Origin of the sequence: Enterobacter cloacae complex sp. P29RS, assembly GCF_014893445.1 — a bacterium.
In the GTDB taxonomy this organism is placed as follows: Bacteria; Pseudomonadota; Gammaproteobacteria; order Enterobacterales; family Enterobacteriaceae; genus Enterobacter; species Enterobacter intestinihominis.
Map to the genome: position 1 here is coordinate 22,761 of NZ_JADBPZ010000026.1, position 13,657 is coordinate 36,417.

The 13,657-nt window shown below is 55.0% G+C and carries 13 protein-coding genes; 11 read left to right on the plus strand and 2 right to left on the minus strand.

The genetic code is table 11. The features are described from left to right. Window positions 1-109: 109 nt before the first annotated feature. Together IM282_RS18300 and yajD are read left to right on the plus strand one after the other, a co-directional pair. On the plus strand, window positions 110-1,003 hold the full coding sequence (locus IM282_RS18300) for a PhzF family phenazine biosynthesis protein (protein ID WP_017694091.1): 894 nt from the start codon (window positions 110-112) through the stop codon (window positions 1,001-1,003). A gap of 75 nt (window positions 1,004-1,078) precedes the next feature. Next, window positions 1,079-1,426, plus strand: coding sequence for an HNH nuclease YajD (yajD, locus tag IM282_RS18305; RefSeq protein ID WP_006808895.1), 348 nt, complete (start codon window positions 1,079-1,081; stop codon window positions 1,424-1,426). A gap of 67 nt (window positions 1,427-1,493) precedes the next feature. On the opposite strand, the gene IM282_RS18310 is transcribed toward yajD, so the two are convergent. Next, window positions 1,494-1,940, minus strand: a complete 447-nt coding sequence (locus IM282_RS18310) for a hypothetical protein (protein WP_192970702.1) — start codon at window positions 1,938-1,940, stop codon at window positions 1,494-1,496. A 317-nt stretch (window positions 1,941-2,257) separates the two neighbouring features. Between IM282_RS18310 and IM282_RS18315 the strand changes: the two genes are divergently transcribed. The 8 genes from IM282_RS18315 to pqqF all read left to right on the plus strand — a co-directional run bounded on the left by IM282_RS18315 (window position 2,258) and on the right by pqqF (window position 10,280). Continuing rightward, the gene (locus tag IM282_RS18315; RefSeq protein WP_192970703.1) at window positions 2,258-3,523 is read left to right on the plus strand and encodes a Y-family DNA polymerase; all 1,266 of its coding nucleotides are present in this window, start codon (window positions 2,258-2,260) and stop codon (window positions 3,521-3,523) included. A gap of 104 nt (window positions 3,524-3,627) precedes the next feature. Continuing rightward, a complete protein-coding gene (locus tag IM282_RS18320) occupies window positions 3,628-4,647 on the plus strand; it encodes a dipeptidase (RefSeq protein ID WP_023299988.1) in 1,020 nt (339 codons plus the stop codon). A 138-nt stretch (window positions 4,648-4,785) separates the two neighbouring features. Next, window positions 4,786-4,857, plus strand: a complete 72-nt coding sequence (gene pqqA, locus IM282_RS18325) for a pyrroloquinoline quinone precursor peptide PqqA (protein ID WP_002905689.1) — start codon at window positions 4,786-4,788, stop codon at window positions 4,855-4,857. Between the two features lie 55 nt (window positions 4,858-4,912). Next, window positions 4,913-5,830: a pyrroloquinoline quinone biosynthesis protein PqqB gene (pqqB, locus tag IM282_RS18330; RefSeq protein ID WP_154051207.1), complete on the plus strand. Its 918-nt coding sequence runs from the start codon at window positions 4,913-4,915 to the stop codon at window positions 5,828-5,830. Window positions 5,831-5,832: 2 nt separating this feature from the next. After that, complete coding sequence (gene pqqC, locus IM282_RS18335) at window positions 5,833-6,588, plus strand: pyrroloquinoline-quinone synthase PqqC (protein ID WP_069596504.1); 756 nt, start codon at window positions 5,833-5,835, stop codon at window positions 6,586-6,588. A 2-nt stretch (window positions 6,589-6,590) separates the two neighbouring features. Then, window positions 6,591-6,869, plus strand: a complete 279-nt coding sequence (pqqD, locus tag IM282_RS18340) for a pyrroloquinoline quinone biosynthesis peptide chaperone PqqD (protein WP_003857508.1) — start codon at window positions 6,591-6,593, stop codon at window positions 6,867-6,869. Next, window positions 6,856-7,998, plus strand: a complete 1,143-nt coding sequence (gene pqqE, locus IM282_RS18345) for a pyrroloquinoline quinone biosynthesis protein PqqE (RefSeq protein ID WP_192970704.1) — start codon at window positions 6,856-6,858, stop codon at window positions 7,996-7,998. The genes pqqD and pqqE overlap by 14 nt, the downstream gene beginning before the upstream one ends. Window positions 7,999-8,003: 5 nt before the next feature. Next, window positions 8,004-10,280 carry a pyrroloquinoline quinone biosynthesis protein PqqF gene (gene pqqF, locus IM282_RS18350; protein ID WP_192970705.1) on the plus strand — a complete coding sequence of 759 codons (2,277 nt, stop codon included), beginning with the start codon at window positions 8,004-8,006 and terminating at the stop codon, window positions 10,278-10,280. 86 nt (window positions 10,281-10,366) lie between these two features. On the opposite strand, the gene IM282_RS18355 is transcribed toward pqqF, so the two are convergent. Beyond that, a complete protein-coding gene (locus IM282_RS18355) occupies window positions 10,367-12,796 on the minus strand; it encodes a glucose/quinate/shikimate family membrane-bound PQQ-dependent dehydrogenase (protein WP_192970706.1) in 2,430 nt (809 codons plus the stop codon). A gap of 634 nt (window positions 12,797-13,430) precedes the next feature. Between IM282_RS18355 and IM282_RS18360 the strand changes: the two genes are divergently transcribed. Beyond that, a complete protein-coding gene (locus IM282_RS18360; protein WP_022647949.1) occupies window positions 13,431-13,631 on the plus strand; it encodes a hypothetical protein in 201 nt (66 codons plus the stop codon). The last annotated feature ends 26 nt before the right edge of the window (window positions 13,632-13,657 follow it).

The following is a 13,657-nucleotide window of genomic DNA, read 5'->3' on the forward strand; positions in this document are numbered from 1 at the left end:
GCTTCAAATAAACTGACAGAGACCATCAAGTTTCAATTTATTCTACTCTGGTTATCTGTTTGATTTAGCGCTATTACTGTAAGCCATTTCCCGCCAGGCAGAACAGATAGTGAAAAGACGCTATGTCATTGCAGATGTTTTTACGAATACGCCGTTTCTCGGCAACCCAGTCGCCGTTGTCCTTGATGCTGAAGGTATGAGCAGTGAACAGATGCAGCAGGTTGCCGTTGAATTTGGCTACAGCGAAACGACGTTTGTGCTGCCGCCAGAAAATCTCTCGAGTACGGCACGCGTGCGGATATTCACCCCCTCGCGCGAAATACCTTTCGCCGGGCACCCTAACGTCGGAACTGCCTTTGTGCTGGCGCATCACGCCATAGAAAACGGGCAGACATTATCCGACACCTTGCACTTCGAAGAAATCGCGGGGATGGTGCCGGTGCGGCTGTTAAAACAGAACGGCACAGTGACGGGAGCTGAGCTGTTAGCTCCTGAGGCGCTTTCCTGCCATTCTGAAGTCAGCGCGGAACAGGTTGCAGCCTGCCTTTCCTTAAGCCCGGATGATATACGCAGGGACGTGCATAATCCTGTTGTTGCCTCGGTGGGCCTGCCCTTTTTGATCGTAGAGCTGGTCTCCCGCGATGCGCTTCGTCGATGCGTGCCCAACTTACAAGGTTTCCGCGCGATTCTGCCGCTTGACGGCGCAGTCTCTGTCTATACGTATACCTTAGACAGGGCTTCAGATGAGTCCTGCGATCTTCAGGCACGTATGTTTACTCCTCGAATGACGGAAGATCCGGCAACAGGCAGTGCAGCCGCAGCAGCCACGGCGTTGCTGGCCCTGCGTCGTGATCAAACCACACTTTCACTGAAGATTAGCCAGGGCGTTGATATGGGGCGTACAAGCGTGTTGTTTTCGGAATACGATGCATCGTCAGGAAGGGCTGTGGTTCGGGTCGGTGGTGAATGTGTCATTACGCTTGAGGGAACATTTACGCTTTGAGGCAGAGACGCATTCCCCTTCCGTTCTCTTATGGGATATATTGGCACTAAGATTTTTTAACAGGTAACATCAGCAATGGCTCTGATCCCCAAAAACTACGCACGGCTGGAAAGCGGCTACCGTGAAAAAGCGCTAAAAATCTACCCCTGGGTTTGTGGACGCTGCTCGCGTGAGTTTGTTTATTCAAATCTTCGTGAACTCACGGTTCACCATATCGACCACGATCACACCAATAACCCGGAAGATGGCAGTAACTGGGAGCTGTTGTGCCTGTTTTGTCACGATCACGAACACTCAAAGTACACCGAAGCGGATCAGTATGGCACCACCGTTGTCGCGGGTGAGGATGCGCAAAAAGACGTGGGTGTCGCCACGTTTAACCCCTTTGCCGATCTCAAGGCGATGATGAACAAGAAGAAGTAATATCGACGGCTTCACTGCCCATACCTGTCGTATGGGCAGTCAGAAAGCCACATATGTTGTATTCCAGTCACAGGTTGAACAATGACACGGCTTTAACATCTGCCTCAGGGTTCACGCGTTTTACTGCCTCTAAAAACGCAGCGAAGTTTTGATTAAACACCGTCAGATTATTATAAAATTGCACCTGTTTTTCACGGGTTCCCTCAAGATAAGTCACAGACCAGATCCGCCTGTTATTTATCACTATCGAGCCTGGTTTAATTTTTATGATAGTCGCCAGCTCAATTTTACGGGTGCTGCTCTTTATAACCTCGTATAAATACTGCTCATCATAAAAGTAGGTTTTACCTGACGAGCCGCCAAACCAGACAGGATGGGTTGAGATTTTTTTCATTCCCCGGCTATCGGCAACGATGCGCGTTGGATGCCGAATACGCCTGACGAAAAAGCGTATCAGCATAATCAATGCCACAAAAGACAGCACCACAAAAAGAACGTTAATGCTCTCCCGCATATTTCGTTACCTGACATGCATAGTTATAAGTGAAGAAGTATACCCAAATAGTCTGGTCGTGATAATTACCCTTCTACGCCCGTACGCCATGATGCCTTGTTACCCTTGATCTTTGCTATCGATATACAATACTGTATATAAATACAGTATTAATTGACGGTGATCATCATGCAGTTTTTCACGCCATCAGAGCGACGCCGGAGCGTGGCCCTTCCCCTATTCAATGACCCTGTTCCTTACGTTCTGAATGAACGTATAAGCGCGCCCACGAAGGCTCGCGGCGTAGTGACCTGTATCGCGACATCTGCGAGCTGACCATGTTTGCACTGTGTGATGTGAACGCTTTCTATGCTTCCTGTGAAACGGTTTTTCGCCCGGACCTGAAGGGACGACCGGTGGTCGTGTTGTCCAATAACGATGGGTGCGTCATCTCTCGCTCCGCTGAAGCCAAACCCTTTGTGAAAATGGGTGAACCGTACTTCAAACAGAAAGATCTCTTCAGGCATCATGGCGTGGTTTGTTTCAGCAGTAATTATGAACTTTACGCGGATATGTCCAACCGGGTAATGAACACGCTTGAAGAGATGTCGCCTCGTAGCGAAATATACTCAATTGATGAGATCTTTTGCGATCTTACCGGCGTGCGTAATTGTCGCGATCTTTCCGACTTTGGGCATGAAATGAGAGCGACCGTACTGCAACGCACCCATCTGACCGTCGGAGTGGGCATCGCACCCACAAAGACGCTGGCGAAACTGGCAAATCACGCGGCGAAACGCTGGCAGCGCCAGACGGGAGGCGTTGTTGATTTATCCAATGTAGATCGTCAGAGAAAGCTGATGACGGCGCTACCCGTCGAAGACGTTTGGGGGGTAGGACGTCGCATAGCGAAGAAGCTTGAGATGATGGGGATTAAGACCGTCCTGCAACTGGCAGACACCGATATCCGGTTCATAAGAAAACATTTCAATGTCGTGCTGGAGAGAACGGTGCGTGAATTACGGGGCGAATCGTGTCTTGAACTGGAAGAGTTTGCCCCGGTAAAGCAAGAAATCGTCTGTTCGCGCTCGTTTGGCGAACGCCTCACCGAATATGACGATGTACGCCAGGCCATCTGTAGTTATGCCGCCCGGGCAGCAGAAAAACTTCGCAATGAGCATCAGCATTGCCGCTTTATCTCCGTATTTGTTAAATCCTCGCCCTTCGCGCTTAACGAGCCATATTATGGCAATAGCGCGTCGGTAAAACTGCTCATCCCAACCCAGGATAGCCGGGATATTATCGGCGCATCAGTTCGTTGTCTGGATGCGGTCTGGAAGAACGGCCATCGGTACCAGAAAGCCGGAGTGATGCTGGGAGATTTTTATAGCCAGGGCGTCGCGCAACTTAATCTGTTTGACGACAACGCACCCAGGAAAAACAGCCAAAAGTTAATGGATGTATTAGACCATCTGAATGCTGAAAATGGCCGTGGCACGCTTTACTTCGCGGGACAGGGTATACAGCAGCCGTGGCAGATGAAACGGGAAATGCTTTCACCCCGCTACACCACCCGCTTTGCGGATCTCCTCACTGTTAAGTGATATTAACAATTGCTGCTAAGTTGTAATTTTCCCCTTGCCGGACCGGACAAATCGGTTATCGTGCCAGGCAACTTTCGCAGCAATAAAAGACAGTGGGATGCGCTATGGCGATTTTTGATGGTCACAATGACCTGTTGCTTAATTTATGGCTTCACCATCGCCAGGATCCGGTAACGGCCTTCTTCTCCGGCATTGAGAACGGACACCTCGATTATCCGCGCATGCAGCAAGGCGGATTTTCCGGCGGGCTGTTCGCGCTGTTCGTGCCGCCGCAGGAGTATATCGCCCGCATGGCGCCGCACTACGCCAGCGAGCCGTGGCAACCGATCGACATTCTCTGGCAGCAGTTGACGATCCTCAAGCAGCTTGTCGCACACTCCGATGGACGGGCGCGATTGTGCCTGAGCGCGGCAGATATCGAACGCTGCCGTCAGGATAAGGTGCTGGCGATGGTGGCGCATATTGAGGGTGCGGGCGGTTTTGACGGCGAGGGTGGCGATCTACAGGCTTTCTATGCCGCTGGCGTGCGCAGCATTGGGCTTTTCTGGAACATTGCTAACCGTTTTGGCACCGGCGTTAACGGGGCGTTTCCCGGCAGCCCGGACAGCGGCCCAGGGCTTACCGCAGAGGGTATCGCCCTCATCAAGCACGCTAACGCCCTGAACATGCTGATTGACGTTTCTCACATGAATGAAAAGGCGTTCTGGGATACTGCTCGTCATTCCTCTTCACCGCTGGTCGCCACCCATTCCAACGCCCATACGCTGTGCCCGCAACCGCGTAATCTGACCGATCGGCAACTGCTGGCTATCCGCGACAGCGGCGGCGTGGCAGGGGTCAATTTCGGCAACGCCTTTCTGCGCGCCGACGGTAAACGCGATAGCGATACCCCGCTGAGCACAATCGTTCGCCATATCGACTATCTTATTAACATCATGGGCGAAGATCATGTTGCGCTGGGCTCCGATTTTGACGGCATCACGTTACCTGATGATTTGCATGATGTGAGTGGTTTACCGCGGCTAATCAGCGCGTTGCGTGACAGCGGCTATGATCAATTTGTGCTGAATAAGCTGCTGTGGGGCAACTGGCAAAAGGTATTGCAAAATGTTTGGCAACAATAGGTTACGTTGTAAACATTACGTTAATTCCTTACATCTTTCGGGTTGAGCTTTGCCCCACTGTGACGCATTATTTGATGACCATCACAAAACTGGCACAAACAATGGTGTTGGTGCTGCATTTTTAAAGAGGAAAAAACGATGTGGAAGAAACCTGCTTTTATTGATTTACGTCTTGGCCTGGAAGTGACGCTGTACATTTCCAACCGCTAATCGCTCAGCCCGCCATCCGTGCGGGCATTTTTGTTTTACTACCTGGCCTATCTTCATGTTTATTAAAGTCCTCGGTTCCGCCGCCGGCGGCGGTTTCCCTCAGTGGAACTGTAATTGCGCCAACTGTCAGGGTTTGCGCAACGGTACCCTTCAGGCGACCCCCCGCACCCAGTCGTCGATCATCGTCAGCGATAACGGCGAAGAGTGGATACTGTGTAACGCCTCGCCCGATATCAGCCAGCAGATTGCCCATACGCCAGAACTGAATAAGAAAGAGGTTCTGCGCGGCACGCATATTGGCGGCATTATTCTCACCGACAGCCAGATTGACCACACCACCGGGCTGCTCAGCCTGCGCGAAGGGTGTCCGCATCAGGTATGGTGTACGCCGGAGGTGCATGAAGATCTTTCCAGCGGATTCCCGATTTTTACCATGCTCCGGCACTGGAACGGCGGCCTGATTCATCATCCGATCGCACCGCTCACCGCCTTTAGCGTGGAAGCCTGCCCTGATTTGCAGTTTACCGCTGTCCCCATCGCCAGTAACGCACCGCCCTATTCGCCGTGGCGCGACCGCCCGCTGCCGGGGCATAACGTGGCGCTGTTTATCGAAAACCGCCGCAACGGTCAGACGCTGTTCTACGCGCCGGGTCTCGGTGAACCCGATGCCGCCATCCTGCCGTGGCTTAAAAAAGCGGACTGTCTGCTGATTGACGGCACCGTCTGGCAGGACGATGAACTTCAGGCCGCTGGCGTCGGGCGCAATACCGGCCGCGACATGGGCCATCTGGCGCTCGGCGATGAACACGGCATGATGGCGCTGCTGGCCTCGCTGCCGGCAAAGCGCAAGATTCTGATTCACATTAATAACACTAACCCGATCCTTAACGAGCAGTCGCCGCAGCGTCACGCCCTCACGCAGCAGGGAATTGAAGTGAGCTGGGACGGGATGACCATCACGCTTCAGGACTAACTATGCACATTCGTGAAACGCTCTCGCCGCAAGAGTTTGAACACGCCCTCCGGGCGAAAGGCGCCTACTATCATATTCACCATCCGTACCATATCGCGATGCATAACGGCGAGGCCAGCCGCGAGCAGATCCAGGGCTGGGTGGCGAACCGGTTTTACTACCAGACGACGATCCCGCTGAAAGATGCGGCCATTATGGCGAACTGCCCGGATCCGCACACGCGTCGCAAATGGGTGCAGCGGATCCTCGATCACGACGGCAGAAACGGTCATGACGGCGGGATCGAAGCCTGGCTACAGCTGGGCGAAGCCGTAGGGCTTAGCCGCGACGACTTAATCAGCGAACGCCACGTGCTGCCCGGCGTTCGTTTTGCCGTGGACGCTTACGTTAACTTCGCCCGCCGCGCCAACTGGCAGGAGGCGGCATGCAGTTCGCTCACCGAACTGTTTGCCCCGCAAATTCATCAGTCGCGTCTCGACAGCTGGCCGCAGCACTATCCGTGGATCAAAGAGGAAGGCTATTTTTATTTCCGCAGCCGCCTCAGCCAGGCCAGCCGCGACGTTGAACACGGTCTGGAGCTGGCGAAGAGTTACTGCGATAGCGCAGAAAAGCAGAATCGGATGCTGGAGATCCTTCAGTTCAAACTCGATATCCTGTGGTCGATGCTCGACGCGATGACCATGGCCTACGCGCTACAGCGTCCGCCTTATCACACGGTCACCGACAAAGCGGCCTGGCACACAACCCGACTGGTATAAGCATGCAAAAAAACTCCATCGTCGCCTTTCGTCGCGGCTATCGCCTGCAATGGGAAGCCGCTCAGGACAGCCATGTCATCCTTTATCCGGAAGGCATGGCTAAACTCAATGAGACCGCGGCCGCAATCCTCGAACTGGTCGATGGCCAACGCGACGCGGCGGCCATCATTGCCATACTCAACGAACGGTTCCCGGAAGCCGGCGGCGTGGATGACGACGTCGTAGAATTCCTGCAAATCGCTTATCAACAGAAGTGGATTATTTTCCGTGAGCCAGAATAAACCCGCCGTCAATCCACCGCTGTGGCTGCTGGCGGAGCTGACCTATCGCTGTCCGCTACAGTGTCCTTACTGCTCTAACCCGCTGGACTTTGCCCGGCAGGATCAGGAGCTGACCACTGAACAGTGGATTGAGGTTTTCCGCCAGGCGCGGGCGATGGGCAGCGTGCAGATAGGTTTTTCCGGCGGCGAACCGTTGACGCGTAAAGATCTGCCGGAGCTGATCCGCGCCGCCCGCGATCTCGGTTTTTATACCAACCTGATCACCTCGGGAATTGGCCTGACGGAAAGCAAGCTCGACGCGTTCAGCGAGGCCGGTCTGGACCATATCCAGATTAGCTTCCAGGCTAGCGATGAAGTGCTCAACGCCGCGCTGGCGGGGAATAAAAAAGCCTTCCAGCAGAAGCTGGCGATGGCCAAAGCGGTCAAAGCGCGCGATTACCCGATGGTGCTGAATTTCGTCCTGCACCGGCACAACATCGACCAGATCGATAAAATCATCGAGCTGTGCATTGAACTGGACGCCGACGACGTCGAACTTGCCACCTGCCAGTTCTACGGTTGGGCGTTCCTTAATCGTCAGGGCCTTTTGCCGACGCGAGAACAGATCGCCCGCGCGGAACGTGTGGTTGCCGACTATCGGCAAAAAATGGCCGCCAGCGGCAATCTGACCAACCTGCTGTTCGTCACCCCTGATTATTACGAAGAGCGACCAAAAGGCTGTATGGGCGGCTGGGGGTCGATTTTCCTCAGCGTGACCCCGGAAGGCACGGCGCTGCCCTGCCACAGCGCGCGCCAGCTACCGGTGGAGTTCCCCTCGGTGCTTGATCAGAGTCTGGAATCCATCTGGTATGACTCTTTCGGCTTCAACCGCTATCGCGGGTTTGACTGGATGCCGGAGCCGTGCCGCTCCTGCGATGAAAAGGAGAAGGACTTCGGCGGCTGCCGCTGCCAGGCCTTTATGCTCACCGGGAATGCTGATAACGCCGATCCGGTGTGCAGCAAATCGCCGCATCATCATAAAATTCTGGACGCGCGACGCGAAGCAGCCTGTAGCGACATGAAAATCGGCCAGCTTCAGTTCCGCAACCGTACCCGTTCGCAGCTTATCTATAAAACCCAGGAACTGTAGCGATAATGACCCCCCGCATCGTGGAGCTGGCAGGCGGTTTACGCGCAACGCTGGTGCATCAGCCGCAGGCGACACGCGCGGCGGCGCTTGCGCGCGTGAGTGCCGGAAGCCATCACGAGCCACCGCGCTTCGCCGGTCTTGCGCATTTACTTGAGCACCTGCTGTTCCGCGGTAGCCAGCGCTATCAGGGCGACGATCGACTCATGGCCTGGGTCCAGCGTCAGGGCGGTAGCGTCAATGCCACCACGCTGGCTCGCCACAGCGCATTTTTCTTCGATGTGGCCGCCGATAACCTGTCCGACGGCGTCGCGCGGCTGCGGGATATGTTGCAGGCGCCGCTGCTTTCATGCGATGACATACAGCGCGAAGTGGCGGTCATTGATGCGGAAAACCGGCTCATCCAGCAGCATGATTCCGCCAGGCGCGAAGCGGCGGCACGCCACGCGATGGAAGAACCCACAGTTTTTCGCCGTTTTCAGGTAGGTAGCCAGGATTCTCTGGGGCAGGACCCGGGATCGCTGCAAACCGCGTTGCGCGACTTTCATCGGCGCTATTATGTGGCCGGACACCTGCAATTGTGGCTGCAAGGGCCGCAAACGCTGGATGCGCTGGCCGAGCTTGCCCATACGTTTGCGTCCGGTTTTGCTTCTGGTGGCATGCCTGAAACCGCTCCCCCGTTGCGTCTTAGCGCTGAAGCAGATTTTCAGCTGGCAGTGACGGAGCGACCCGCACTGTGGCGTTGTCCGTTAATTCGAAAAAGTGACAACGTCACCTTATTTCGGGAGTTTTTACTGGACGACGCCCCCGGAAGCCTGATTGCCGGGCTGCGGGCGCGCGGGCTGGCAGAAGATGTCGCCCTGAACTGGCTTTATCAGGATAACGATAACGGCTGGCTGGCGCTAACGGTTGATAGCGAACGACCCGAGGAGGTTGACCCGCATATTACCCACTGGCTACGGGCGCTACAGCAAACGACGGATGAGCAGCAGCGGCATTATTATCGGCTGGCACAGCAACGTTTCAGCGCCCTGCCGACGCTGGAGCAGCTGCGCCAGCGGGCGTTCGGTTTTGCGCCCGGTGCGGCGCCCGTAAGTTTTTCCGCCTTTTGTGCCGATTTACTGGCGGCGCCCACCTCGTATCTGGCCTGCAAAAAAATTGAAACCGTTGAAATTATCGCCAGCCAGGGGTTTGCTCTGCCGCTTAGCCATTGGCGTCGCCAGCCGGTTGCAGATGATAGCCCCATCGCGTTTTCCTTCTACCCGCAGACTGCCAGGTATGTTACGCCAGCCCCGACGTCAGAAGCCGCTCCGCTGCTGCATTTGTCGGCGCAGACACAACCGCCAACGCTGATCCTGCGCAGGCCTTTTTATTCGTGCCTGGAACGGGCGCAGGGGGTGGCGATGGGCAAACAGTTACGCCCTCTTCTTGCTGAACTGCGCCATATTGACGGCAGCGGCGAGTGGCAAACGGTTGACGGTAGCTGGCAGCTCACCCTGCGGCTTCCTGACGCCGTAGCTACGGCGGAACACATCATCGGGGCGATAATCGATCGCCTCTCCCACCCCGCCCCGGCTCTTACGCCAGTGCCAGAAGGCATTGCCATCCGTGAGCTGCTTCAGCAATTGCCTGAACGTCTGGCATCGGATCCGCCACGGGACGGCTGGCTGGCGGCGCTAGTTGGCGGCAGCGTCGCGCACGCGCACGGGTTAGCCCGGCAGCTTGGCCTGCTCCGGGCGCCGGTTAACGCTAAGCCGACGCCATTAAGCGGTTGTCCCGGCGGGATCGAACACATTCCGCACGCCAGCGCGGATTCGGCGCTGCTGGTGTTTATTCCCCTGCCGCCGGGCGCGTCGCTCGCCGCGCTGCAGCTGCTGGCATTATGCTGCGAACCGCAATTTTTCCAGCGCCTGCGCGTGGAACAGCAGATTGGCTACGTGGTCAGCTGTCGTTATCAGCGTATTGCCGATCGCGATGGCCTGCTGCTGGCGTTACAGTCGCCTGACCGCTCTCCCGTGAACCTGTTGGGTTGCTGCAAACAATTTTTGCGTGAGCTGACGCTGTGCGATGTGACGGCGTTCAGCGTATTGCGACAGCAGCTGGCGACGCAAATCCGGTCACCGATGAATGCCAGCGCCACGGCAGTAGCCGCCCTGCGCCAGCGCTATGGTTTACCGGTGTTAACGCCGCAGGCTGTTGATGCCCTGCAACATGACGAGATAATCGCACTATGGCGCGAGATGACTCGCCATCGCCGTCGCTGGCGGGTGCTTTTCACGGGCTGACCGGACCCGCCGCTTTCTTCATATCCGCGGTTTTTAGTCAAAAAAAAGCCCCGTACTTCGACGGGGCCAGGTTGCTTATTTCGCTGTTATTTATCCAGCGCGTAGGCAATCACGTAGTCACCACGATCCGGCGACTGGCGTGCTCCGCCAGCAGAGATCAGAATGTACTGTTTGCCGGTTTTCGGTGATACATAGCTGATAGGTCCGCCCTGGCTACCCACCGGAAGACGCGCTTTCCACACTTCTTCCCCCGTAGAGGAATCAAAGGCGCGCAGGTAGTAATCCTGGGTTCCCGCAATGAAGACCAGACCGCCCTGCGTGGCCAGCGTACCGCCCAGCGTCGGCATACCGACAGGCATTGGCATACGCATTTTTACCCCAAACGGACCGGTATCCTGTACGGTACCGACCGGCACCTGCCAGACGATTTTCTGCGTTTTCAGGTCAATGGCGGAGAGAGAGCCAAACGGTGGTTTCTGGCACGGAATGCCCAGCGGTGACATGAAACGGTTTTTGTTGACCGAATACGGCGTTCCTTTCATCGGAACGGCGCCCATCCCGGCGTTCACGGCTTCACCGCCCGTGTTTGCCACCGCGCTCTGCGGATCTTGCTTAATCAGCTGAACCCACAGGCCCAGACGCATGTCATTGACGAAGATATACTGGTTGTTCGGATCGGTGGACAAACTGCCCCAGTTCATTCCCCCCAGCGAGCCCGGGAAGCTCAGGGAAATATCGGTTCCCGGCATCGTGTACAGACCGTCATAACGCATTGATTTGAAGCTGATACGACAGGCCAGCTGGTCAAACGGCGTCGCCCCCCACATATCCGATTCTTTCAGGGTTTCTGCGCCAATCTGCGGCATCCCCACAGAGCGAGGCTGCGTTGCCGGGTACTGTTCACGTGGAATATCCGCTGGTTTTACCGGAACCTCTTTCACTTCAGTGAGCGGTTTACCCGTCAGGCGATCGAGAACGTAAATTTGCCCCGCTTTAGTGCCAACCACCACCGCGGGCTTGTTGCCCTCTTTCGTTGGGAAATCAACCAGGCTCGGCTGCATCGGGATATCGAAATCCCAGAGGTCGTTATGCACGGTCTGGTATACCCACTTCTCTTTCCCGGTAGTCGCATCCAGCGCGAGAATTGAGGTGGCGTATTTGTGATCTTCCGGAATACGGTCAGCGCCCCACAGGTCGACAGAGGAACTTCCCATCGGGATAAACACGGTATTCATCGACGCATCCCAGGACATAGGGGCCCAGGAGTTTGCGGAGCTGCGTTTGTAGTGTTCGCCGGGCTTCAGAACATAGTTTGGATCCGGATTACGCGGATCGAACGCCCAGCGCAGCTGGCCGGTGATCACGTCATAACCACGTATTACGCCGCCCGGCATATCGGTGCTGACGTTATCCGCAACGCGGCCGCCAACCACGACCGTGGTACCCGCCAGCGTCGGGGCCGACGTCAGCACGTAGGTGGGATCTGACGCGTCGCCCATTCCTTCATGCAGGTTAACGCTGCCGTCAGTACCGAAGTCCGGGCAGAATTTGCCGTTATCGGCGTCTAACGCGATCAGCTTACCGTCAATGGTATTCATCAGGATACGGCGCTGGCATGCCGCGCCCGGTGCGACCTGCGCTGGCAGAACCGGTGTGGAGCCGGCTACCGTTGGCTGTGCCAGCGGTTTGGTGGCATCAAAGTACGCCAGGCCACGGCAGCGCATCCAGATGGCAGACTTAGCGTTGATTTCCGCTTTCCAGATCTCTTTCCCGCTATCGGCATCCACGGCGATCACGTTGTTATGCGGCGTACAGAGGAAGACACGATCGCCTACCTGTAGCGGCGTTTGCTGATCTTCTGCGCCATTGCCATCCGGACTTTGCGGAATATCACCGGTATGGTAGGTCCAGACCGGTTTCAGGTTTTTCACGTTGTCACGGGTTATCTGGTCCAGCGCCACAAAGCGACTACCGCCAGCCGTATTACCGTAGTGATCCCAGTTCTGCTGTTTCGCCTCTTCTTTTACCGGTACCAGCGGGCGCTTTTCGCCGCTAAACGGCACGGTCGGATGGGGTTGAAACATCTGAACAAAGGTGACGCCCATGCCGATAATAAGGACCGCGCAGACCGCCATCGCCCCTTTCGTGGAGGACGGTTTTCCTTCACGCTTACGCAATGCAGGCCAGGTGGCTGCTGCCAGCACCATCAGCCCGGCGGGTACCATTAATCGGGAAACCAGGGGCCAGAAGTCGAGTCCGGCATCGAAAAATGCCCAAATCAGGGTGCCAAGAAACACCAGAGCAAACAGCCCTACGGCAGAGGATTTGCGGCGGAAAAACTGAATTGCAGAGAGCAGCGTGAAAACCCCGGCAATGAGAAAGTACCAACTCCCCCCCAGAGAAGCCAGTTTAAAACCGCCGATGGCAAAAAACAGCCCCGTCACAAGAAGTACCACACCCACCAGCAGGCACCACGGGCCTAACCAGCCCAATGGGCGGGGATTATTGTCTGACATAAAAATGAATCTCCTGATTACTTTATATAAAGCAGGGTTTTATTAACTGCCACGATGTTAAAACCCTGCACAACGCTAATTGTTCGTATGCGAAGCATAAATTAAAAAGAGAACGTAGACAAAATCTATTATGTCGGAAGAAATGAAAACCAGCGCAATTGCATGGGTTTAACAGGGTTAAAATAGCGAATATCGCTAACTACGTCACCGATGCTGGAATATATGACCAGCCTGAAGTTGCTTAAAGGATTAATATCAGGATTCCCCCAAGGCCGGTCTTATAGCGTCAGATTTTTACAGCTGAGCCTTCAAACAGAGGATTTAATTAAGCAATAACCATGAATAAGCACAGGGATAAACCTGAGTTCAGTTTCAGGAAGAAATTATCAATAATTTTAGAGCGTCTGGTGCGTTGAACATTCCGTCATTATCAGCACTGAAAATGTGACTTTCCGCATCAAAGCGGACTCACAGCGTGACAATAAAAACACTATCAAATCACTTAATGAAGTCTTGAATCGCAGAAAAGCCAAAAAGTAATTCACTGTGCCTTCACTACACATTGACTTTACACCAAGACTAGCGCATATTTTACAGCACAAATTAACAAGACAATTTTTGGAGGACGTTTTCTATGCCAGCCCGTGATTATCCCGACAAGCGTGTTGCTCGCGGTGTAGCAAAGGAGGCCGATCTCAGGATGTTAAGTGCGCGCATCGATCCAGCGCTGATGGAATACATCCGCATTACTGCGTATGAAACACGGAAAAGTAAGCAGGAAATCGTGGCGGAAGCGTTAGCACTTCACCGCCAAAGGAATCAGATTGCGTCATAAACACCAAAAGCCCGAAAAATCCCCCG